18 protein-coding genes, 1 pseudogene and 1 riboswitch are annotated in these 21699 nt (G+C 70.6%); of the genes and pseudogenes, 8 read left to right on the forward strand and 11 right to left on the reverse strand.

All coding sequences use genetic code 11. The features are described 5' to 3' along the window. Positions 1–3: 3 nt before the first annotated feature. From RNB18_RS00870 to RNB18_RS00885, 4 genes are read right to left on the reverse strand one after another with little or no spacing between them, the layout of a single operon-like run. Positions 4–870 (reverse strand): AAA family ATPase, encoded by an 867-nt coding sequence (locus tag RNB18_RS00870; protein ID WP_311712182.1) that lies wholly within the window; start codon positions 868–870, stop codon positions 4–6. Then, complete coding sequence (locus tag RNB18_RS00875; protein WP_311712183.1) at positions 867–1733, reverse strand: FAD binding domain-containing protein; 867 nt, start codon at positions 1731–1733, stop codon at positions 867–869. The genes RNB18_RS00870 and RNB18_RS00875 overlap by 4 nt, the downstream gene beginning before the upstream one ends. Beyond that, entirely contained in the window at positions 1730–4075 is a 2346-nt protein-coding gene (locus tag RNB18_RS00880) for a xanthine dehydrogenase family protein molybdopterin-binding subunit (protein ID WP_311712184.1), read from the reverse strand. The genes RNB18_RS00875 and RNB18_RS00880 overlap by 4 nt, the downstream gene beginning before the upstream one ends. After that, complete coding sequence (locus RNB18_RS00885) at positions 4072–4551, reverse strand: (2Fe-2S)-binding protein (RefSeq protein ID WP_311712185.1); 480 nt, start codon at positions 4549–4551, stop codon at positions 4072–4074. The genes RNB18_RS00880 and RNB18_RS00885 overlap by 4 nt, the downstream gene beginning before the upstream one ends. Before the next feature lie 227 nt (positions 4552–4778). On the opposite strand from RNB18_RS00885, the gene RNB18_RS00890 reads away from it, so the two are divergent. Next, complete coding sequence (locus RNB18_RS00890; protein ID WP_311712186.1) at positions 4779–6743, forward strand: TetM/TetW/TetO/TetS family tetracycline resistance ribosomal protection protein; 1965 nt, start codon at positions 4779–4781, stop codon at positions 6741–6743. A 77-nt stretch (positions 6744–6820) separates the two neighbouring features. Continuing rightward, positions 6821–8680 (forward strand): cellulase family glycosylhydrolase, encoded by a 1860-nt coding sequence (locus RNB18_RS00895; protein WP_311712187.1) that lies wholly within the window; start codon positions 6821–6823, stop codon positions 8678–8680. Positions 8681–8769: 89 nt separating this feature from the next. Here RNB18_RS00895 and RNB18_RS00900 read toward each other — a convergent pair whose 3' ends face one another. Continuing rightward, positions 8770–10014 carry a YncE family protein gene (locus tag RNB18_RS00900; protein ID WP_311712188.1) on the reverse strand — a complete coding sequence of 415 codons (1245 nt, stop codon included), beginning with the start codon at positions 10012–10014 and terminating at the stop codon, positions 8770–8772. 183 nt (positions 10015–10197) lie between these two features. Here RNB18_RS00900 and RNB18_RS00905 point away from each other — a divergent pair, with 183 nt between their 5' ends. Continuing rightward, on the forward strand, positions 10198–10860 hold the full coding sequence (locus tag RNB18_RS00905) for a TetR/AcrR family transcriptional regulator (RefSeq protein ID WP_311712189.1): 663 nt from the start codon (positions 10198–10200) through the stop codon (positions 10858–10860). A 38-nt stretch (positions 10861–10898) separates the two neighbouring features. Here the strand turns inward: RNB18_RS00905 and RNB18_RS00910 are convergent, their stop codons facing one another. Next, a complete protein-coding gene (locus RNB18_RS00910; protein ID WP_311712984.1) occupies positions 10899–12128 on the reverse strand; it encodes a glycosyltransferase in 1230 nt (409 codons plus the stop codon). Positions 12129–12331: 203 nt separating this feature from the next. Here RNB18_RS00910 and RNB18_RS00915 point away from each other — a divergent pair, with 203 nt between their 5' ends. Then, entirely contained in the window at positions 12332–14299 is a 1968-nt protein-coding gene (locus RNB18_RS00915) for an RICIN domain-containing protein (protein WP_311712190.1), read from the forward strand. Position 14300: 1 nt separating this feature from the next. Here the strand turns inward: RNB18_RS00915 and RNB18_RS00920 are convergent, their stop codons facing one another. Together RNB18_RS00920 and RNB18_RS00925 are read right to left on the reverse strand one after the other, a co-directional pair. Beyond that, entirely contained in the window at positions 14301–15152 is an 852-nt protein-coding gene (locus RNB18_RS00920; protein WP_311712191.1) for a bifunctional 5,10-methylenetetrahydrofolate dehydrogenase/5,10-methenyltetrahydrofolate cyclohydrolase, read from the reverse strand. Positions 15153–15174: 22 nt separating this feature from the next. Next, positions 15175–15257: riboswitch (ZMP/ZTP riboswitch) on the reverse strand. 26 nt (positions 15258–15283) lie between these two features. Next, positions 15284–16123 (reverse strand): hypothetical protein, encoded by an 840-nt coding sequence (locus tag RNB18_RS00925; protein ID WP_311712192.1) that lies wholly within the window; start codon positions 16121–16123, stop codon positions 15284–15286. Positions 16124–16184: 61 nt separating this feature from the next. Between RNB18_RS00925 and RNB18_RS00930 the strand changes: the two genes are divergently transcribed. Beyond that, positions 16185–16673 carry a MarR family winged helix-turn-helix transcriptional regulator gene (locus RNB18_RS00930; RefSeq protein ID WP_311712193.1) on the forward strand — a complete coding sequence of 163 codons (489 nt, stop codon included), beginning with the start codon at positions 16185–16187 and terminating at the stop codon, positions 16671–16673. Between the two features lie 62 nt (positions 16674–16735). Here the strand turns inward: RNB18_RS00930 and RNB18_RS00935 are convergent, their stop codons facing one another. After that, positions 16736–17101, reverse strand: coding sequence for a nuclear transport factor 2 family protein (locus RNB18_RS00935; RefSeq protein ID WP_311712194.1), 366 nt, complete (start codon positions 17099–17101; stop codon positions 16736–16738). 169 nt (positions 17102–17270) lie between these two features. On the opposite strand from RNB18_RS00935, the gene RNB18_RS00940 reads away from it, so the two are divergent. Next, positions 17271–17567 (forward strand): hypothetical protein, encoded by a 297-nt coding sequence (locus tag RNB18_RS00940; protein ID WP_311712195.1) that lies wholly within the window; start codon positions 17271–17273, stop codon positions 17565–17567. Between the two features lie 85 nt (positions 17568–17652). Here the strand turns inward: RNB18_RS00940 and RNB18_RS00945 are convergent, their stop codons facing one another. Beyond that, a complete protein-coding gene (locus tag RNB18_RS00945; protein WP_311712196.1) occupies positions 17653–19407 on the reverse strand; it encodes an ABC transporter ATP-binding protein in 1755 nt (584 codons plus the stop codon). Between the two features lie 35 nt (positions 19408–19442). Further along, positions 19443–19568: pseudogene (locus tag RNB18_RS00950) on the reverse strand (rhodanese-like domain-containing protein); the annotation flags it as partial. 408 nt (positions 19569–19976) lie between these two features. Between RNB18_RS00950 and RNB18_RS00955 the strand changes: the two are divergent. Next, positions 19977–21062: an S-(hydroxymethyl)mycothiol dehydrogenase gene (locus RNB18_RS00955; protein ID WP_311712197.1), complete on the forward strand. Its 1086-nt coding sequence runs from the start codon at positions 19977–19979 to the stop codon at positions 21060–21062. Continuing rightward, complete coding sequence (locus tag RNB18_RS00960) at positions 21062–21691, forward strand: MBL fold metallo-hydrolase (protein WP_311712198.1); 630 nt, start codon at positions 21062–21064, stop codon at positions 21689–21691. Before RNB18_RS00955 ends, RNB18_RS00960 begins: the two co-directional genes overlap by 1 nt. Positions 21692–21699: the final 8 nt, after the last annotated feature.

Below are 21699 nucleotides of genomic sequence, written 5' to 3' on the forward strand. Positions count from 1 at the left end.
TGATCACGCACCTCGCAGAGCCGCCGGAAGCAACCCCCGCGCCCGTTCCGCGTCCTCCCGGTACTTCAGCACCGACCCCAGCGTGGCCAGCCCCAGCTCCGCGTCCACCTCGCGCGCCCCCAGCGCGTCGAGTGCCTCGGCCCAGTCGATCGTCTCGGCCACGCCCGGCGGCTTGAGCAGGTCCGCGGAGCGCAGTGTCTGCACCAGCGAGGTCACCTGCTCGGCCAGCTTTTCCGACACACCGGGCAACCGCCGCCGCACGATGGCGAGTTCCCGGGCGAAGTCGGGATGGTCGAACCAGTGGTAGAGGCAGCGCCGCTTCAGGGCGTCGTGCACCTCGCGGGTCCGGTTGGAGGTGAGGACGACCACCGGCGGCACCTGCGCCCGCACCGTGCCCAGCTCCGGGACCGTCACCGAGAACTCGGACAGCAGTTCCAGCAGGAACGCCTCGAACTCGTCGTCGGCGCGGTCGATCTCGTCGATCAGCAGCACTGACGGGCAGGTCTCCAGGGCGCGCAGCAGCGGCCGGGCGATCAGGAACCGGCGGTCGTACAGCTCGCTCTCCAGCCGGTCGGCGTCCACGGTGCCGGCCGCCTCGACGGCCCGCAGATGCAGCAGTTGACGTGGGAAGTCCCAGTCGTACAGGGCCTGCGAGGCGTCGATGCCCTCGTGGCACTGGAGCCGGATCAGCGGGGCGCCGAGCGCCTCGGCGAGGGCGGCCGCGAGCGCGGTCTTGCCGACGCCCGCGTCGCCCTCGCAGAACAGCGGCCGGTGCAGCCGGAGGGCCAGGAAGCAGGCGACGGCCAGCCCGTCGTCGACGAGATACCCCGTCTCCTCCAGGCGGGCCCGCACCTCTTCCGGGCCGTTCACGGTCCCGCTCGCCCCATCCCGGCGGCGGCCAGCACCGCCCGCCTGGTCAGCACCCGCGCCAGATGCGCCCGGTACTCGGGCGACCCGGACAGGTCCCGGGAGGGCTGGGTCCCCTCCGCCGCCGACTCCGCGGCCCGCGCCACGGCCCGCTCGTCCGCGCTGCCGGCCAGAGCCTCCTCGGCCGCCGGGGCGCGCAGCGGAGTGGACCCCATGTTGGTCAGCCCGACCCTGGCCTCGGCGATGTGCCCGTCGTCCCGTCGCACCAGCGCGGCCACGCCGACGATCGCCCAGGACTGGGCCACCCGGTGGAACTTCTCGTAGTGGAAACCCCAGCCGTCTGTCTTCGGTATCCGGATCTCCACCAGGAGTTCGTCGGGCTCCAGCGCGGTCTGGAGATAGTCGACGAAGAACTCCCGCGCGGGAATCGCGCGCCTGCCGCCCGGCCCGGTGGCGATCAGCTCCGCGTCCAGGGCGAGCACCACGGCGGGCAGGTCACCGGCCGGGTCGGCGTGCGCGAGCGAGCCGCCGAGGGTGCCCCGGTGCCGTACGGCGGGATCCCCGACCCCGGCCGTGGCGGCGGCCAGGAGACCCGCGTGCCGGCGGACCAGCGGGTCGCGGATCACGTCGTGGTGGGTGGTCAGCGCGCCGACGACGAGGGTCTCGCCCTCCTCGCGCACCCCGGTCAGTCCCGGGACGCGCCCGACGTCCACCACCAGTTCGGGAAAGGCCAGCCGAAGCCTCAGCAGCGGCAGCAGACTCTGCCCGCCGGCCAGCACCTTGGCGTCCTCGCCGCCCTCGGAGAGCGCGCGCACCGCCTCCTCGACGCTGCTCGGGCGGCTGTAGTCGAAGCTGGGAGGAATCATGCCGAGGCCTCCTTCAGGGCCTGCCAGACCCGCTCGGGCGTACAGGGCATCCGCAGGTCGCGCACACCGAGCGGCCGCAGCGCGTCCACGATCGCCCCCACCACGGCCGGTGTGGAGGCGATGGTGCCCGCCTCGCCGACTCCCTTGACGCCCAGCGGATTCGTGGTCGCGGGCGTCTCCGTCCGGTCCGTCACGAACTCGGGCAGGTCCGGCGCCGAGGGCACCAGATAGTCGGCCATCGTGCCGGAGACCAGGTTGCCCTGGTCGTCGTAGACCGCCTCCTCGTACAGGGCCTGCGCGATGCCCTGCGCGAGCCCGCCGTGCACCTGGCCCTCGACGATCATCGGGTTGATCACCCGGCCGACGTCGTCCACGGCGACGTACGACCTGATCCGCGTCCGCCCGGTCTCGGTGTCGACCTCCACCGCGCACAGGTGCGTGCCGTGCGGATAGGAGAAGTTGTCCGGGTCGGTCAGGTGACCGGCGTTGATGCTGGGCTCCACGCCGTCGGGCAGGTCGTGCGAGGTGAACGTCTCGAAGGCGATCTCCTGGATCGTCCTGCGGGCGTCCGGCGACCCCTTCACGGAGAAGACGCCGTCGGTGAACTCCAGGTCCTGCTCGCTCGCTTCGAGCAGATGCGCGGCGACCCTCCGGGCCTTGTCCACCACCTTGGTCGCGGCGTGAAGCACGGCCGTGCCGCCGACCACCAGCGACCGCGAGCCGTAGGTGTCCATCCCTTGCGGAGCCGCCTTGGTGTCCCCGTGCACCACCTGGACATCGTCGAAGGGCACCCCGAGCACATCGGCGGCGATCTGGCTCCAACTGGTCACGTGCCCCTGTCCGTGCGGGCTGGTCCCCGTGACGACCTCGACCTTGCCGGTCGGCAGCATGCGCACGCTCGCCGCCTCCCAGCCGCCGGCCGCATACCGCAGATCCCTCAGCACCCGGCTCGGCGCGAGCCCGCACATCTCGGTGTACGTCGACACCCCGATCCCGAGACGTACGGTGTCGCCGCGCTGGTTGCGGTCCGCCTGCTCGGCGCGCAGCTTGTCGTAGTCGAACAGCGCGAGCGCCTTGTCGGTCGCGGCCTCGTAGTTGCCGCTGTCGTATGTGAGGCCCGCGATCGTCGTGTAGGGGAACTCGTCGTGCCGGATCCAGTTCCGGCGCCTCAACTCCACCGGATCCAGGCCGAGTTCGTCGGCCAGCTCGTCCATGATCCGTTCGATGGCGTACGTCGCCTCCGGCCGACCGGCGCCGCGGTAGGCGTCCGTCGGCGTCCTGGTCGTGAAGACGCCGGTGACGTTGAGTTCGTAGGAGCCCATCTTGTAGATGCCCGGGTACATGAACGCGCCCAGGATCGGGATGCCCGGGGTGACCAGCATCAGATAGGCGCCCATGTCGACCAGCAGGTCCGCCTTGAGGCCGAGCAGGGTGCCGTCGCGGTTCGCGGCGATCTCGACGTCCTGGATCATGCCCCGGCCGTGATGGGTGGCGAGGTATCCCTCGGAGCGGGACTCGGTCCACTTCACGGGCCGTCCGAGGCGGCGTGCGACCGCGAGGGTGAGCGCCTCCTCGCCGTAGACCTGGAGCTTGGAGCCGAAGCCGCCGCCCACGTCCGGGGCGACCACCCGCAGCTTGTGCTCGGGGACGCCGGTGACCACGGCGAGCATGACCCGCAGGATGTGCGGGATCTGGGTGGAGGAGTAGACCGTGTACTCGCCGGACGAGGCGATCGGGGTGACGACGACCGCGCGCGGCTCCATGGCGTTGGGGATCAGCCGCTGCTGGTGGTAGCGGCGCTTGAGGGTCACGTCGGCGCGTTGGCGTACGGCGGCGAAGTCCTCGCCGGTGCGCAGCGGCCAGTCGTAGCAGCGGTTGGTGCCCTTGTCGGAGTGGACGAGGGGGGCCTCCGGCTCCAGTGCGGCCTCCAGGTCGAGGACCGGGGGCAGCGGTGCGTAGTCGACCTCGATCGCTTCCAGTGCGTCGGCGGCCGTGTACCGGTCGCGGGCCACCACCACCGCCACCGGGTCCCCCGCGTAGCGCACCTCGGCGGTCGCGATCGGCGGGTGGTCGGGCAGCACGATGTCCTCGGTCACGGGCCAGGCGCAGGGGAGGGAGCCCATGCCCTCCGCGAGATCGGCGCCGCTGAACGCAGCGACCACGCCCGGGCGTTCGAGCGCGGGGGAGACGTCGACCCGGTCGATCCGGGCGTGCGCCATGGGGCTGCGCAGGACCGCCAGGTGCAGCATCCCCGTGGCGTCGATGTTGTCGGTCCAACGGGTCTGTCCGGTGAGCAGCCGGGCGTCCTCCTTGCGGAGCCGGGCGATGCCGACCTCGGTCATGTCGTCACCCCCTGCTCGGCGGATTCGGCGGCGTCCAGCACGGCCCGCACGATGTTCTGGTAGCCCGTGCAGCGGCAGAGGTTGCCCTCCAGGGCGTGACGCACCTCGTCCGAGGTCGGGTGCGGGTTCTCGCGCAGCAGATCGCGCGACGCCATGAGCATGCCCGGGGTGCAGTAGCCGCACTGGAGCGCGTGCCGCTCGTGGAAGGCACGCTGGAGGCCGGTCCACTCCCCGTTCCGGGCCAGTCCCTCCACCGTGGTCACTTCGCTCCCGTCCGCCTGGACGGCGAGCACCGAGCAGCTCTTGACGCTCGCACCGTCGAGGTCGACGGTGCAGGCCCCGCAGTTGGAGGTGTCGCAGCCGATCGGGGTGCCGGTCAGGCCCAGCCGGTCACGCAGGTAGTGGATCAGCAGAAGACGAGGCTCCACCTCGTCCTGATACACCGTGCCGTCCACCTTCACCGAGATACGGGTCATGTGCCCTCCCAGGACCACGGACGTGATGTGCGTCACTCTAGGACCGCTCCGGGGAGGGGGCGAGGGTCGGGACACGACTGGTTGAGCGTTAATCCGTTGCCGCAGGGGGCTCGCGCCTGCTGCACTTCTCGGGTCTTTGCCGTCGCACGATCCAGGAGCCGTAATGCGCACTGCGTCCATGTCCAACCCGGAAGGAATCTCCCTCTCTCCAAAGGACATGACGCTTCGTGCACTTGCTCAATCTCGGGATCCTCGCCCACGTCGACGCCGGTAAGACCAGCCTGACCGAGCGGCTCCTCCACTCGATCGGAGTCATCGACGAGATCGGCAGCGTCGACGCCGGCAGCACACAGACCGACACGCTGGCCCTCGAGCGCCGGCGCGGCATCACCATCAAGTCCGCCGTCGTCTCCTTCGCGGTCGACGACGTGACCGTCAACCTCATCGACACCCCCGGCCACCCCGACTTCATCGCCGAGGTGGAGCGCGTCCTCGGCGTGCTCGACGGCGCCGTGCTCGTCGTCTCGGCCGTCGAGGGCGTCCAGGCGCAGACCCGCGTCCTGATGCGGACCCTGCAGCGGCTGCGCATCCCGACCCTCGTCTTCGTCAACAAGATCGACCGGAGGGGCGCCCGCTACGACGGTGTCCTGCGGGCCATCGCCGAGCGACTCACCCCGGCGGTCGTGCCGATGGGAACGGTGGGCGGACTCGGCGGCCGGGAGGCCCGCTTCCTCCCCGAGATCGGTGCCTACGACGTTCTCGCCGACCATGACGACGACCTGCTGTCGGCCTATGTCGAGGGGCGGGTCGGTGCGGACCTGCTGCGCAGGGCACTGGTCGCGCAGACCCGGCAGGCCCTGGTGCACCCGGTGTACTTCGGGTCGGCGGTCACCGGTGCGGGAGTGCCCGAACTGATCACCGGCATCAAGGAGTTGCTGCCCGCCGCCGACGGCGACCCCGACGGGCCCGTCTCCGGCACGGTGTTCAAGGTCGACCGGGGTCCGGCGGGGGAGAAGGTCGCGTACGCGCGCCTGTTCTCCGGCACGCTCGGCATCCGCGACCGGGTGCCGTTCGGTGAGGCGCGCACCGAGGGCCGTATCACCGCGATCAGTGTTTTCGACGGCGGCACCGAGACCCGTCGGGAGGCGGTCCCGGCGAACCGGATCGCCAAGCTCTGGGGCCTGGCCGACATCCGCATCGGCGACGCCCTCGGCGAACCCCGCAAGGCCCACGGCCACTTCTTCGCCCCGCCATCCCTCGAGACGGTCGTCGTCCCGGGCCCGGACACGGACGCCAGGTCCCTCCATCTCGCCCTCACCCAGCTCGCCGAGCAGGACCCGCTGATCGACCTGCGCCACGACGAGGTCCGCCAGGAGACCTCGGTCTCCCTCTACGGGGAGGTCCAGAAGGAGGTCGTCCAGGCCACGCTCGCCGAGGAGTTCGGTCTCGACGTCACCTTCCGCGAGACCACCCCCCTGTGCATCGAGCGCCCGGCCGGGTCGGGCACCGCCGCCGAGTTCATCAAGAAGGACGCAAACCCCTTCCTCGCCACCGTCGGTCTGCGCGTCGACCCGGCACCGGTCGGCTCAGGCGTGGCGTTCCGGCTGGAGGTGGAGCTCGGCGCCATGCCGTACGCCTTCTTCAAGGCCGTCGAGGACACCGTGCGCGAAACCCTCCACCAGGGGCTGGAGGGCTGGCAGGTCACCGACTGCACGGTCACCATGACCCACTCCGGCTACTGGCCCCGCCAGAGCCATGCCCACCAGGGCTTCGACAAGAGCATGTCCACCACCGGCGCCGACTTCCGGGGCCTGACCCCGCTGGTCCTCGTCGAGGCGCTGCGCCGGGCGGGCACCCAGGTGTACGAACCGATGCACCGGTTCCGCATCGAGGCCCCGGCCGACACCCTAGGGGCCCTGCTGCCGGTGCTGGCCGCGCTGCGGGCCGTACCGCAGACCACCGAGACGCGCGGCGACCGCTGTGTCCTGGAGGGTGCGGTGCCGGCCGCCCGGGTGCACGGACTGGAGCAGCGGCTGCCCGGACTCACCCGTGGCGAGGGGGAGTTGGAGAGCGGCTTCGACCACTACGCGCCGGTCTCCCACGGAACCGTTCCGCGTCGCCCACGCAGTGATCACAACCCCCTCAACCGGAAGGAGTATCTGTTGAACGTGACGCGTCGGGTCGGCGGGTGAGGCGTCAGATGCGACGAAAGTGAAACTTACTCATCAGTCAGATGGTGTTGACGTTGTCCCGAAATGGTCGGACTGTAATGGACATGCCGAATAAACGCGCACGTCTGCTCGTTGTTCTGGTTGTCCTCTGTGGATTCCTGACGGTTGCGGGCGTCCGACCCGCCCCCGCCGACGCCCTGACCGGTTCCCTCTCCTTCGACGACACCCCCCTGACCGTCCAGAACGGACGGTTCGTCGACGGCAACGGCCGCGAGGTCGTGCTGCGTGGCTACAACGTCTCCGGCGAGACCAAGCTCGCCGAGAACAAGGGCCTGCCCTTCGCCTCGGTCGCCGACGCCAAGAAGTCGGCGACCGCGCTGAGAGCCCTCGGCGGCGGCAACTCCGTCCGCTTCCTGCTGTCCTGGGCCTACGCGGAACCGGTGAAGGGCCAGGTCGACACCACGTATCTGGCGAACGCCACCGCGCAGATGCGCGCGTTCCTCGACGCTGGCATCCGGGTCTACCCCGACTTCCACCAGGACCTGTACTCCCGCTGGCTGTTCAACTCGGGCAGCTGGTACACCGGCGACGGCGCCCCCGCGTGGGCCGTGGCGCTCGGCAACTACCCCGCCGAGTCCTGCGGCATCTGCTTGCTGTGGGGCCAGAACATCACGCAGAACGGCGCGGTCAAGGCCGCCCAGTACGACTTCTGGCACAACAATTACGGCCTCCAGGACTCCTTCCTGGCCACGGCCCAGAAGACCATGGCGTACCTCAAGGCGAACCTCGCCACCGAGGAGTTCGCCGGCGTGGTCGGCTTCGACCCCTACAACGAGCCCTACGCCGGCACCTACGACTCCGGCCAGAACAGCCGCACCTGGGAACGCGACCTGCTCTGGCCCTTCTACGTGAAGTTCCGGGCCCGGATGGACGCGGCGGGCTGGACGGACAAGCCCGCCATGGTCGAGCCGAACCTCTTCTGGAACGGCAACGTCAGCAAGGAGGAGGGCGGCCTTCTCGACGCGGGCACGCTCGGCTCCCGGTATGTCTTCAACACCCATTTCTACGATCAGAAGGCCATCTCCGGCATCCTGATGTGGGGCAACGCCTCCGACGGCCAGTACGTCACCGACTTCGGCACGGTGCGGGACCGCGCGGCGGCCGCCGGGACGACGGCCGTGGTCAGCGAGTTCGGGCACCCGCTGAACGGCTCGACCGCCGGCAAGGCGCCGACCGTCCTCAAGGCCATGTACCAGGCCCTCGACTCCCGGGTGAAGGGCGCCAACTGGTGGTCCGCGCCCGCCGGTTCGGGGCCGGTCCTCTCCGGCACCCAATGGCAGTGGGACATCTACAACGGCCGCCACCACGAGTTGATGAACGACAACCCCGACAAGGTCCTCACCTCGGGCGACGCCTGGAACGACGAGGACCTGTCGGCCGTGAAGCTCGACGACTCGGGCACGGCGGTGCTCCGCCAGGACGCCCGGCTCCTCGACCGGATCTACCCGAGCGCCACCGCGGGGACGACCCTCGCCTTCACCTACGAGGACCGCTCACGCGACGGCTCCACGACCCTGACCTGGAACCCGGTGCCGAGCAGCCTGCCGAACGTGTCGTCGCTGGTCGGGTCGGGCCAGTACTCGGTGCTGGTCTGGCGCTCGGGAAGCGGCTCCGCACCCACCGAACTCCACCTGCCCGTGTCCTTCCCGAACTCGACGACCGCGGTGGTCTCCGACCTCGGCACGGTCTACGGCCCTCCGGCATACAGCTCGTCGACCCCGGTCGGGGCGGCCCCCGAACCGGGCGGCACGGGGAGCCGACGGCTGCTGCTCACCGACTCGGACTCCGGTGTCCTGCACTACGCGCTGGTGACGAACCGGGCGACCGCGCCCTCCGCGTCACTGCTGAGCGCGGCCAAGTCGGAGCTCGCGACCTGGGTGGCGCAGAAGTTCGGCTGACACCGCTCAGCTCGGACAGCCGGCCCGGCCTCCAGAAGGAGGCCGGGCCGGCTGCATCATCCGTCAGGACCGCGCGGGTCGCGTTCCGGCTATGAGGAGGGGCTCGTCCAGTCGGCGGCCACATGCCCGAGGCGCACCCGCTGCGGATGGTCGCCCACCGGCACCGACACCGTCTTCTGCCCGGTCGCGAAGTCGATCGCGGTGACCTGGTCGGCACCGCTCTCCGAGACGACACAGCTCTTGCCGTCACCGCTGACGGTGGCCCAGTAGGGCTTCGAGGCGGGGACGAGCGGGCCCTCCTGGAGGGTGGTGCGGTTCACGACGGTCGCGTAGTCGTCCATCGTGCCCGCCACGCACAGCTTGCTGCCGTCCGGGCTCATCGAGATGCCGTGGTGGCGCGAGTCGTTGACCATGGTGGTGCGGTCGTCGCTGGTCGCGGGGTTCTTCGGCAGGGTCTTCGTCCGGGTGATCTTGTCGGTGGCGACGTCGTACTCGAAGAAGCCGTTGAAGAACGACACCTGGAAGTACAGCTTGGACTCGTCCGGCGAGAACACGGCGGGCCGGACGGCGTCGGAGTAGTCCGTGAGGCCGATCGCGTTCAGCTTGTCCCGCATGTCGATCGTCTTGACCTGCTTGTAGGTGGTCGCGTCCACCACCGTGATGTGCCGGTCGCCCTTCGTCCAGTCCAGCCAGGGCGCGTCGGAGTCGGTGTTCACGTCACCGATCCCCATGTTCCAGATGTACTTGCCGTCCTTGGTGAAGATGTTCTCGTGCGGCTTGTCGCCGGTCGCGAACGAGCCGAGTTGCTTGCCCGTGTTGATGTTCAGCACGTGCACGGTGTTCGCGGTGGAGGCCGACACCGCGACCCGGGTGCCGTCGGGGGAGACCGCCATGTGGTCCGCGCGGTAACCCGACACCGGGAAGCGCCAGTTGACGCTCCCGGTGGCCAGGTCGATCGACACCACGTCCGCGAAGCTGGGCCGTGAGACGACCACCGACTTGCCGTCCGGCGTGGAGTACATGTCGTCGGCGAACTGGTCGTGGCCTTCGCCGACGCTGTTGCGGATCGCCATGAAGTAGATCCACTTGATCGGATCGGCGTTGATCGCCGCCATCCGGGCGTCCTTGTCGGGGATGACGTTGACCCGGCCGATCTTCGCCAGGTCGCCGGAGGACTTGATGACGTCGGCCGTGCCGTCCCAGTTGTTGGCCACGAACAGCACCTCGCGCAGGGCGGCGGCGTCCGCGGCGGAGGCGCTGGTCGCGGGGGCGGTGACGGTCAGGACGACGGCTGCGGCCATGGCCCACAGGTGTCTGGTTCTCAGAACAGGCATGACGGGTCTCCCTCGGGCGGCTCGTGACGGGGGCATGCCAAGGTGGCAAAACTGAAGATGTGTGCTTTCAGATTGAACTTACTGCAAAGTAAGGAAGGGGGGCCCTTCTCCACAAGACTGCGTACGCGACAAAATTGGTGCTCATACGGGAGGCCGGACGCTCCGGCCCGGGTGGGAGGTGCGGTGACGGGCAGGCTCAGGGCCCCGACCGGTCGCTACGGCGGCAAGACAGCCGAGGAGCGGCAGGCCGAGCGGCGCCGCCGTTTCCTGGACGCGGCACTCCAGCTCTTCGGGGACACCCCCGGCTACCGGGCCACGACCGTCGCGGCTCTCAGTGAGGCCGCGGGCCTTTCCACCCGCCAGTTCTACGAGGAGTTCCGCACCCTCGAGGACGTCCTGGCGGAGCTGCACCTCGAGGTCAACGACTGGGCGACGGGTGCCGTGCTGGCCGCGGTGGCCGACGCGGACCATCTGCCGCTCGCGGAGCGCGCGGCCGCGATCTTCCGCGCCTACGCGGCGAACGTCACCTCCGATCCGCGGCGAGTGCGGATCACGTTCGTGGAGATCATCGGCGTCAGCGCGCGATTGGAGGAGCAGCGGCTGGCCCGTCGGGCGCTCTGGGTCGATCTGGTGTGCGCCGAGGCGAACCGGGCCGTGGTCAGGGGGGAGGCGGCGCTGCGGGACTATCGGCTCGCGGCGACCGGGTTCATCGGCAGTGTGAACGGGCTGCTGCACGACTGGAGTGCGGGGTGGGTGGACGCGACCCTGGACGAGGTCGTGGAGGAGTTGGTGCGGCAGTTGCTGGGGATTCTGCAGCCGCCCGGGTGGGAGTCCGCTCGAGGGTGAGAACGGCGTCGCAACGCGCCTCCGCAGGCGCGCGGTCGTCAGCTTCCCAGCCGGTTCACCGCCTCCACCACGGGGGCAGCGCCGTCCTCCGCTCGGATGTGCGCGCCCACCGTCCGCGCCCGCTCCCGGCACCCGGCGTCCCTTGTCGCCCGGATGAGGGCCGCCCCCAGCGTGTCGGCGGTCAGGCGCCGCAACGGCAGGGCGCGCGGGGCCACGCCCAGCGCGACCAGCCTGGCCGCCCAGAAACTCTCGTCGAACTGGATCGGGACCGGTACCGCCGGCACCCCGGCGCGCAGGCCGGCCGCCGTCGTGCCCGCGCCCGCGTGGTGGACCACGGCCGCCATGTGGGGGAAGAGTGCGGAGTGCGGCACCTCGTCGATGGTCAGCATGTCGTCGCCGGTCGCCGTCAGGCCCGCCCAGCCGCGCTGGATCACACCGCGCAGCCCGGCCCGGCGCAGAGCGCGCACGATCTCGGCGCTGACCCGGGCGGGGTCGGGCACGGTCGCACTGCCCAGGCCCACGAAGACCGGGGGCGGGCCGGCCTCGAGGAAGTCCCGTAGGTCGTCGGGGAGCGGTGCGTCGCCGTCGTACGGCCACCAGTAGCCCGCCACGTCGAGCCCGGACCGCCAGTCGCGAGGCCGGGCGACCACGCGCGGGCTGAATCCGTGCAGCACCGGCCAGCCCTGCCGTTCGCGGGCGCGCAGTGCCGCGGCCGTGCCCGTCGGAGGCAGGCCCAGCCGGGCCCGGACCGGCGGGAGGGCCGCGGCGAAGACCTGTTCCACCGCCAGGTTCAGGCCCACCCCGGCGATCCGGTTGCCGAGGGTGCCCCACGAGCCGACGCCCAGCATGGGCGGTGCGAACTCCCTGGTGGCCGCGAGGGGTTGGAGGTTGAGTCCCAGGCTGGGCAGGCTCAGGCCCTCGGCGATGGCGTGGCCCAGTGGGGCCACCGACCCGGAGAGGAGGAGCGCGTCGCTCGCCCGGGCGGCGGCCACGAGGTCGTCGGTCATCTCCACGGCCAGCGTCCGCGCCATCGCGATCACGCGCGCCAGCTTGCCCACGCCGGTCGTACTGCGGTGCAGGGCCCGCCCGCGCGAGGACTCCAGCTCTGCCCGGGGGTCGACCGGCAGTGCGTGGAAGCCGATGCCGGCCCGCGCCGCCAGCGGTTCGAAGCGGCCGTGGGTCACCAGGGTGACCTCGTGTCCGGCCCGCGCCAGGCCGTGCCCCAGGCCGGTGAACGGAGCCACATCGCCCCGGGAACCCGCTGTCATGATCGCTACCCGCACGACGGACAGTATGGCGCCGGGGCCGTCGTCCCGCGCGAACGACCAGTGCACACCGGCCAGTTCACCCCTGTCGCAGCCGTTGACTTCACCCTCTGGGGACTCTAACTTCGGCGCGCACGATGTTCGAATCGCCGATCCTTGTTCGACATTTCGATCATCTTCGGTGCCCCCCCGCCAGAAGGAGCCGCATGTATCCCCCACCGCGAACGACCCGCAGAGGTCTCGCAGGACGTTGCAGAGCCGCCGCCGTCCGTGCCCTCGTCCTCGCCCTGACCGCCACCGCCGCGCTGCTCTTCGCCCAGCCGACCCCCGCACAGGCTGCGACCACCCGGCAGACAGCGGTCCCCTCGGCGCCGATGGGCTGGGCGTCCTGGAACAGCTTCGCCGCGAAGATCGACTACACCGTGATCAAGGCGCAGGTCGACGCGTTCGTCGCGTCCGGTCTCCCAGCGGCGGGATACAAGTACATCAACATCGACGAGGGCTGGTGGCAGGGCACTCGCGACAGCGCCGGGAACATCACCGTCGACGAGTCCGAGTGGCCCGGCGGCATGAAGGCCATCGCCGACTACATCCACAGCAAGGGCCTCAAGGCCGGCATCTACACCGACGCGGGCAAGGACGGCTGCGGCTACTACTACCCGACGGGCCGGCCCGCCGCCCCCGGCTCCGGCAGCGAGGGCCACTACGACCAGGACATGCTCCAGTTCTCCCAGTGGGGCTTCGACTTCGTGAAGGTCGACTGGTGCGGCGGTGACGCGGAGGGACTCGACGCGAAGACGACGTACCAGTCGATCAGCGACGCGATCGGAAGGGCCACCGCCACCACGGGCCGTCCGATGACCCTGTCGCTGTGCAACTGGGGCAGGCAGAACCCGTGGAACTGGGCCCCGGGGCAGGGCGCGATGTGGCGGACCAACGACGACATCATCCTCTACGGCAACAAGCCGTCGATGACGAACCTGCTGACCAACTTCGACCGCAACCTCCACCCCACGGCCCAGCACACCGGCTACTACAACGACCCGGACATGCTGATGGTCGGCATGGACGGCTTCAGCGCCGCACAGAACCGCACCCACATGAACCTGTGGGCCATCTCCGGAGCCCCGCTGCTGGCCGGCAACAACCTGGCCACCATGACCACCGAGACCGCGAACATCCTCAAGAACCCCGAGGTCATCGGCGTCGACCAGGACCCACGCGGGCTCCAGGGCGTCAAGGTCGCCGAGGACACCACAGGACTTCAGGTCTACGGCAAGGTCCTGTCCGGCAACGGAAACCGTGCCGTCGCCCTCCTCAACCGCACCTCCTCCGCCCAGAACATCACCGTCCGCTGGTCCGACCTCGGTCTGACCAACGCCAACGCGACCGTCCGTGACCTGTGGGCGCGCTCCGACGTCGGCTCGTACGGCACGGGTTACACCACGAGCGTCCCGGCCGGCGGTTCGGTGATGCTCACGGTCACCGGCGGCACGGAGGCGGCGAGCAGCACGTACACAGGCACCTCGAGCTTCACCGGCGTGGTCGCCGGAAACACCGGGATCAAGACCGTCGACGTCGCCTACACCAACAACACCTCGACGGCCCGCACCGCGACCCTCAAGGTCAACGGCCAGGGCCCGACCACGGTCTCCTTCCCGCCCACCGGCTCCTCCCAGGGCACCGTCTCGGTCCAGGTCGGCCTGTCCAAGGGCTCCTCGAACACGCTGACCTTCACCGGCGCACCGACCCTGGCCGACATCACGGTCCGCCCGCTGCCCGGCACCAACGGCACCCTCGCCGTCGGCACCCAGTCCGGTCGCTGCCTGGACATCTACGACAACACCCTCACCAACGGCACCCAGGCCGAGCTGTGGGACTGCAACGGCGGCCAGAACCAGCAGTGGACGCACACCTCGCGCAAGGAACTCGTGGTGTACGGCAACAAGTGTCTGGACGCCTACAACCTCGGCACGACCAACGGCACCAAGGTCGTGATCTGGGACTGCAACGGCCAGAACAACCAGAAGTGGAACGTGAACAGCGACGGCACGATCACCAACGTCAACGCCGGTCTCTGCCTGGACGCCTACGGTGCGGGCACGGCCAACGGCACCCAGATGGTCCTGTGGTCGTGCGGCGGCCAGGCCAACCAGAAGTGGACGCTGAACTGATCTAGCTCTGCCGGGCGGCGGTCACCGCCGCGTCGACGGTCTGCTCCAGCAGCGTGGCGATGGTCATCGGACCGACCCCGCCCGGCACCGGCGTGATCAGCGAGGCCCGCTCCACCGCGGAGTCGAAGTCGACGTCACCGACGTTCCCGGCGTTGTACCCGGCGTCGACGACGACCGCGCCGGGCTTGATGTCCTGGCCCCGGATCAGCCGGGACCGGCCCACCGCGGCGACCACGATGTCCGCCTCCCGTACGGCCGCCGACAGGTCCGCCGTACGGGAGTGGCAGTAGGTGACCGTGGCGTCCCGGGCGAGCAGCAGCATGCCGGCCGGCTTGCCGAGGATCGCGCTGCGGCCGACGACCACCGCCCGCTTGCCTGCCGGGTCGACGTCGTACTCGTCGAGCAGCCGCATGATGCCGCCGGGTGTGCACGACACGAAGCCCGGAAGTCCGAAGCTCATCGTCGCGAAGGACGAGAAGGTGACGCCGTCGACGTCCTTCTCCGGAGCGATCGCCTCGAACGCAGCCCGCTCGTCGATGTGCGGGCCCATCGGGTGCTGGAGCAGGATGCCGTGCACGGTGGGGTCGGCCGACAACTCCCGCAGTGTGCCGACGAGTTCCTCGGTGGTCGTGGCCGCGGGCAGCTCCACGTGCCGCGATTCGATACCCGCCTTGCGGCAGCGGTTCCGCTTCATCCGGACGTAGGTGACGGAGGCGGGATCCTCGCCGACCAGCACCGTCGCGAGACAGGGCGCCTGTCCGGTGCGCTCGGTGAGGTCGGCCGCCCGCTTGGCGGTCTCCTCGAGAATGCGCCCGGCGAGCGCGGTGCCGTCCATGAGCCGTGCCTGAGACATGATCCACTCCTGAGTCGATCGAAGGAATCGCCCAGGCGCACGGCATCGAGTGTGCAGACCGCTCCCCGGTGGTGCTCCACCTCAGCGCCAGTCACGGTCCGTACCTCAGATTAGCCGACGCGCTACGGCGGTCACGCCCCGCTCTCCTGCGGTGGAGCCGTCGGATCGGCCCCCGCGAGGAAGCCGGCCGCCTGGGCATGGACGTGGTCGGCGCCGATCGCCCCGGCCCAGCGGGCGATCTCCCGTGCCAGCGCGGTCGCCCCGGCTTCGTCACCCATGCCGCGGGCGAGGACCGCGAGGAGCATCTGCTGGGTGAGCACACCGGGGACCATCCCGGCCCGGGCGCCCAGGGCGGTGGCCCGCCGCCAGCGCTCCAGGGCGCCCTCGTGATCGCCGGCGTCGTGGTCGTGGTCGCCGAGATGCCGCAGCGCCTCCCGGACCAGCAGATCGTCGCCGCCCGACTCACCGGCGCTCAGGGCGGCCTCGTAGTGGGCGGGGGCGGCCGTGCGCTCGGCGAAGAGGTTGTCGGCGATCAGCCCCAGGTACATCGAGGCCCAGCCGCGCCGCACCTCGTCCGGGGCGCCCTCGCGCAGGTCGTGCGCGTCGCGCCGGAGGCCGGCGAGTGCCTCGGGGTCCTTGCCCTCGGGGCCGGGCCGGAAAGTGCCCTCGCTGCGCAGCAGCCGGAAGTAGTCGTGCCGCACCCGGACGAAGGCCAGATCCCAGTCGGCGCCCGACGACATCTTCTCCGCCTGCTCGGTACGGCCGGCCGTGAGGTCCGTACCGCCGAACCAGTCGCTCTGAAGGGCGACTTCGGCCGCCGCGAGAGCGAGCCGTGAGCGGTCCCCGGCGGTGTCACAGATCGTCGCGTCCAGGAGGCGCAGTGCCCGGTCCCACCGTCCCGCCAGCGACAACTCGCGTGCGGAGGCGAGGAGTTCGTCGAATTCGACGGTTGTGCCCGTGGTGTTCGTCATGACAGGGGAAGGTAGTCAGACGAAAAACCATCCACAAGAAAACCATTGCAGGGGGCGGGTAATGCGGGACTCGGTCGACCGGCACGTCGAGGTGTGGGCGAAGGAACTCGACTGGATGGACCCCGTGAAGGAGGCGATCTTCGCGCGGCTGGCCATCCTCGCCCGGTACGCCTCCCAGGCCCGCCGCGACACCCTCGACTCCGACGGACTGCGGAACTGGCAGTACAAGGTGCTGCTGACCCTGCGCCGGCTCGGCCCGCCGTACACCGGGAGCCCCTCGCTCCTCGCCGACCATCTCGGACTGACCCGGGGAGCCCTGTCGGCCCGGCTGGCGCCGCTGGAGGACGCCGGGCTGATCGTCCGGACGCACGAGGACGACGACCGGCGACGGGTGCGGGTCCGGCTCACCGAAGCCGGGCACGCCGCGTTCGAACAGCAGGTCGCCTCGGAGGAAGCCGGTGAGCTCGCGCTGCTCTCGGCGCTCACCCCGGCCGAGCGGCGAACACTCGCGGACCTGCTGCGGAAACTGGTCGTGGCCGCCGAGTCCTGACCCAACGAGCCGAGAAGGCCCAGGTCAGCAGTGATGTGACGGGGGCCTCTCGGCTCTGGTTCCTACTCGTCCCATGCCTCGACGATGATCTGCTCGGAGATCTTGCCGTCGCGCAGGGTGACCATCGACTCCGACAGGACGCGCATGCCGTCCGAGTACTGGCAGGACTCGCTGTAGGCCGCGCGATCGCCCTGGACCACGCACCCTTCCAGCTTGTGGGTCATGTCGCGGCTGTAGACGTCGCTCAGCATCGCGCCGATCTCGTCATGGCCGTGCAGGACCTTGGGGTTGCTGGGTGTGGCGTTCCGGTTGACGAGGCGTATTTCCGCGTCGTCCGCGTACAGAGACAGAAGCGTCTCCGGGGTCTGTCCTTCGATGCCCTGGCGCAGGATGTCGGTGTCGAAGCCGGGTCGTGCCGCGGTGCCCATGATGACCTCCTTCGAAGGCCCCGGCCGACAAGGAGCGGGCCGTAGGGCCTCTTTCTTCGAGACTCCTCCGCCCCGGCGGCCACGGCAAGCGCAGGCGGGCGCTCCGCCTGACGGGTGAGCGGCGCTGGGCGGCCGTGTCGGCGAGGACCTCGCCCGCGTTGCTGCAGACATGATCTCAACTCGACGTATCGTCGCCGCCGTCGGTCTCGCCGTCGGCGTCACCGGCCTCACCGCCCCCCTCGCGAACGCGGCCGGCGCGGGCGCCCCGGACGCCGGGCAGCTCAGCCCGATCGCCGTGATCGACTCGCTCGCGGTGAGTGACATCCCCGCGGAGCACCAGGACGAGATCCCGCGCGTCTCCGAGCAGCTGGCGGCGCTCAACCAGGTCAAGAAGCTCAACGAGCTGCACCAGGTCACCGACCTCGTCGCCCCCGTCACCGGGCTGCTGCCGGGTATCGGGGGCTGACTCTCCCGCACGGACACCGAGGGCCGCCCGGACGACCAGGGCGGCCCTCGACGCGTGCGCCTGGCCGCGGCGCCGCGGACGTCTCTCAGCCGGCGGTCGCCAGGAACTGGGTAGCGGCCAGCTCCGCGTACAACGGATCTCCGGCGACCAGTTCCCGGTGCGTCCCCACCGCGCGGACGCGTCCCGCGTCCATGACCACGATCCGGTCCGCCATGGTCACCGTGGACAGCCGATGCGCGACCACCAGCACCGTGGTCGTACGCGCCACGTCCGCCACGGTGTCCCGCAGCGCCGCCTCGTTCACCGCGTCCAACTGGGACGTGGCCTCGTCGAGCAGCAACAGCCGAGGCCGCCGCAGCAACGCCCGAGCGATCGCCACCCGCTGCCGCTCCCCACCCGACAACTTGGTCCCCCGATGCCCGACCAGCGTCTCCAACCCCTTGGGCAGCCTGGCCACCAGACCGTCGAGCCGGGTCGTCTTCAGCACGCGGCCCACCGCATCCTCGTCCGCCTCGGGATTCCCGAGCAGCAGATTCTCCCGCAGCGACCCCGACAGCACGGGCGCGTCCTGCTCCACGTAGCCGATCGCGGACCGGAGTTGCGGAAGATCCCACTCCGAGAGGTCCCGTCCGTCCAGCGTGACGGCCCCGGCCTCGGGATCGTAGAACCGCTCGATCAACGAGAACACCGTCGTCTTCCCCGCCCCTGACGGCCCGACGAACGCCGTCATCCCCCGCGCGGGCACATCGAAGGTCACCCCGTGGTGGACGTACGGCAGATCGTCGGCATACCGGAACCGGACGTCCGAGAAGGCGACGGAAGCCGGCTCCGCCCCGTCGGTGGGCAACGGCGCGGGCTGAGCGGCCGGTTCGGCGGGCAACCGTAGCGCCTCCTGGATACGGGCGAGAGCCGCGGCCCCCGTCTGGTACTGCGTGATCGCCCCGACGACCTGCTGGATCGGCGACATCAGATAGAAGACGTACAGCAGGAACGCGACCAGCGTGCCGACGTCGATCGCCCCGGTCGCGACCCGTGCCCCGCCCACCGCGAGCACCGTGATGAACGCGATCTGCATCGCGAGCCCGGCCGTATTGCCCGCCGCCGCCGACCACTTGGCGGCCCGCACGCTCTGCCGCCACGACTCCTCGGCCGCCGCGTGCAGAGTCCGTTCCTCGCGGTGCTCGGCGCCGGACGCCTTGACCGTGCGCAGCGCGCCGAGGATGCGTTCCAGCGAGGCACCCATCACACCGACCGCGTCCTGCGCCTGCCGGCTCGCCCGGTTGATGCGGGGCACGATCACCCCGAGGACCGTGCCCGCGGCCAGGATCACCGCCAGCGTGACGCCCAGCAGCACCGGATCGACGAGGCCCATCATCACGACGGTCGCGACCAGCGTGAGCCCGCCGGTGCCCAGGCCCACGAGCGAGTCGGTGGTGACCTCGCGCAGCAGGGTGGTGTCCGAGGTGATCCGGGCCATCAGGTCGCCGGGTTCGGTGCGGTCCACGGCCGCGATGCGCAGTCGCAGCAGATACGACGACAGCGCGCGTCGCGCGCCGAGCACCACGGACTCCGCGGTGCGCCGCAGCACGTACGAACCCAGTCCGCCCACCGCCGCGTTGGTGATCACCAGTCCCGACATGACGAACAACGCGCCGGTGATCGTGCGGTCGTGGGACAGGTCGTCGATCAACTCCCTGGCCACCAGCGGCAGCAGCAGACCGGTGGCCCCCGTCAGCAGCGAGAGAACGGCACCCGCCAGCAGGGTCCACCGGTGCGGCCGTACGTATCCGAGGAGCAGCCGCCAGGTCGGCGGGCCGGTCTCCGTCTCGGTGATGCTCACGGTGCTCCTTCGGGGCCCGACGGCGTGCGGAGAGTTCAGGCTACGTCGGTGAGTGCGGCCAGGGTCGCGTCGAGGTCGGTGGCCTGTGGCCGGTGGTGCGGCCGTTTCTCCGACAGGGTGGCCATGCCGCAGGAGTTGGTGAGTGCCGAGAAGACCAGGCCCGCCCGCGATTCTGGTCACGGAGGTGAGGATGACGACGACGAGCGTGGGCACGGCGGGGATGCTGCCACCACCACCGCCGATCGCGCCGAGCGCCAGACGGGGTGCCGGGTGCCACGGGGCGCGGCGCGGGGGAGGGGCCGCCGGGGGGCGGAGCCGTTCGCCGAGGAGTGGGCGCGAGACGTACCCGGCGAGCCGTCCGCCCCGGTATGCCTGTCGGAGTCGCTCTCAGCGGCGGGCGAGCCGTCCGTCGCCCCAAGTGTGCCGTGGCCGCCGTGCTCCTCTCCCCGCGAGAAACCCGAGGTCAATTACCCCCGGGGCGTATTTGCGCCTTGGGAATCGCTGCCGTTACTGATCAGTCGCGCGTAGGGTCGGAGGGACGTACACCGGGCGACAGAAGGGGTCAGGCCATGGCGCAGGAGGTACGCGGAGTGATCGCACCCGGCAAGGACGAGCCGGTGCGGGTGGAGACGATCGTGGTGCCCGACCCGGGGCCGGGCGAGGCCGTCGTCCAGGTGCAGGCCTGCGGGGTCTGTCACACCGACCTGCACTACAAGCAGGGCGGGATCAACGACGACTTCCCCTTCCTGCTGGGCCACGAGGCCGCCGGTGTGGTGGAGTCGGTCGGCGAGGGGGTGACCGATGTCGCGCCCGGCGACTTCGTGATCCTCAACTGGCGTGCCGTGTGCGGCAACTGCCGCGCCTGTCTGCGCGGGCGGCCCTGGTACTGCTTCAACACGCACAACGCCGGGCAGAAGATGACCCTCACCGACGGCACCGAGCTCTCGCCCGCCCTCGGCATCGGCGCCTTCGCGGAGAAGACGCTGGTCGCCGCGGGACAGTGCACCAAGGTCGACCCCTCCGTCTCGGCGGCGGTCGCGGGGCTGCTGGGCTGCGGAGTGATGGCCGGTATCGGTGCCGCGATCAACACCGGGCAGGTCGGCCGGGGCGACACCGTCGCCGTCATCGGCTGCGGTGGCGTCGGCGACGCGGCGATCGCCGGATCGAACCTCGCGGGCGCGGCGAAGATCATCGCCGTCGACATCGACGACCGGAAGCTGGAGAAGGCCCGCACGATGGGCGCGACCCACACCGTCAACTCGAAGGACGCGGATCCGGTCGAGGCGATCCGTGAACTGACCGGCGGCTTCGGCGCCGACGTCGTCATCGAGGCGGTCGGCCGCCCCGAGACGTACAAGCAGGCCTTCTACGCCCGCGACCTCGCCGGCACTGTCGTCCTCGTCGGAGTGCCCACCCCCGAGATGAAGCTGGAACTGCCGCTCCTCGACGTCTTCGGCCGCGGTGGCTCGCTCAAGTCTTCCTGGTACGGCGACTGCCTGCCCTCCCGCGACTTCCCCATGCTGATCGACCTGCATCTGCAAGGCCGCCTGGACCTGGAGGCGTTCGTGACCGAGACCATCCAACTCGACGAGGTGGAGAAGGCGTTCGAGCGCATGCACCACGGCGACGTCCTGCGCTCGGTGGTGGTGCTCTGATGGCCGTCCGCATCGAACGCCTCGTCACCTCCGGGCAGTTCAGCCTCGACGGCGGCACCTGGGACGTCGACAACAACGTCTGGATCGTCGGCGACGACCACGAGGCGATCGTCATCGACGCCGCCCACGACGCCGACGCCATCGTCGAAGCCGTGGGCGACCGCAGGCTGACCGCGATCGTCTGCACCCACGCCCACAACGACCACATCGACGCCGCTCCCGCCCTCGCCGACCGCACCGGCGCAACGATCTGGCTGCACCCCGACGACCTGCCGCTGTGGAAGCAGACCCACCCCGACCGCGACCCCGACGCCCACCTGCGCGACGGCCAGGTCATCGAGGCCGCGGGCGCCGACCTCCGGGTGCTGCACACCCCCGGGCACGCACCGGGCGCGGTCTGCCTCTACGACCCGGGCCTCGCCACCGTCTTCACCGGCGACACCCTCTTCCAGGGCGGCCCCGGCGCCACCGGCCGCTCCTACTCCCACTTCCCGACGATCATCGACTCGATCCGCGACCGCCTGCTGGCCCTGCCACCCGAGACGAAGGTCCTCACCGGCCACGGAGACCCCACGACGATCGGCGCCGAGGCCCCGCACCTCCAGGAATGGATCGACCGCGGCCACTGACGCCGAAC

Source organism: Streptomyces doebereineriae (assembly GCF_031845645.1).
Taxonomy (GTDB): Bacteria; Actinomycetota; Actinomycetes; order Streptomycetales; family Streptomycetaceae; genus Streptomyces; species Streptomyces canus.

What these genes read in the sequence shown, in the direction of transcription:
- RNB18_RS00920 (WP_311712191.1), bottom strand. Translation starts at nt 15,152, where the DNA reads ATGTCTCAGGCACGGCTCATGGACGGCACCGCGCTCGCCGGGCGCATT.
- RNB18_RS00960 (WP_311712198.1), top strand. Translation starts at nt 21,062, where the DNA reads ATGGCCGTCCGCATCGAACGCCTCGTCACCTCCGGGCAGTTCAGCCTC.
- RNB18_RS00940 (WP_311712195.1), top strand. Translation starts at nt 17,271, where the DNA reads ATGATCTCAACTCGACGTATCGTCGCCGCCGTCGGTCTCGCCGTCGGC.
- RNB18_RS00880 (WP_311712184.1), bottom strand. Translation starts at nt 4,075, where the DNA reads ATGACCGAGGTCGGCATCGCCCGGCTCCGCAAGGAGGACGCCCGGCTG.
- RNB18_RS00915 (WP_311712190.1), top strand. Translation starts at nt 12,332, where the DNA reads ATGTATCCCCCACCGCGAACGACCCGCAGAGGTCTCGCAGGACGTTGC.
- RNB18_RS00895 (WP_311712187.1), top strand. Translation starts at nt 6,821, where the DNA reads ATGGACATGCCGAATAAACGCGCACGTCTGCTCGTTGTTCTGGTTGTC.
- RNB18_RS00930 (WP_311712193.1), top strand. Translation starts at nt 16,185, where the DNA reads ATGCGGGACTCGGTCGACCGGCACGTCGAGGTGTGGGCGAAGGAACTC.
- RNB18_RS00875 (WP_311712183.1), bottom strand. Translation starts at nt 1,733, where the DNA reads ATGATTCCTCCCAGCTTCGACTACAGCCGCCCGAGCAGCGTCGAGGAG.
- RNB18_RS00925 (WP_311712192.1), bottom strand. Translation starts at nt 16,123, where the DNA reads ATGACGAACACCACGGGCACAACCGTCGAATTCGACGAACTCCTCGCC.
- RNB18_RS00955 (WP_311712197.1), top strand. Translation starts at nt 19,977, where the DNA reads ATGGCGCAGGAGGTACGCGGAGTGATCGCACCCGGCAAGGACGAGCCG.
- RNB18_RS00900 (WP_311712188.1), bottom strand. Translation starts at nt 10,014, where the DNA reads ATGCCTGTTCTGAGAACCAGACACCTGTGGGCCATGGCCGCAGCCGTC.
- RNB18_RS00910 (WP_311712984.1), bottom strand. Translation starts at nt 12,128, where the DNA reads ATGACAGCGGGTTCCCGGGGCGATGTGGCTCCGTTCACCGGCCTGGGG.
- RNB18_RS00935 (WP_311712194.1), bottom strand. Translation starts at nt 17,101, where the DNA reads ATGGGCACCGCGGCACGACCCGGCTTCGACACCGACATCCTGCGCCAG.
- RNB18_RS00885 (WP_311712185.1), bottom strand. Translation starts at nt 4,551, where the DNA reads ATGACCCGTATCTCGGTGAAGGTGGACGGCACGGTGTATCAGGACGAG.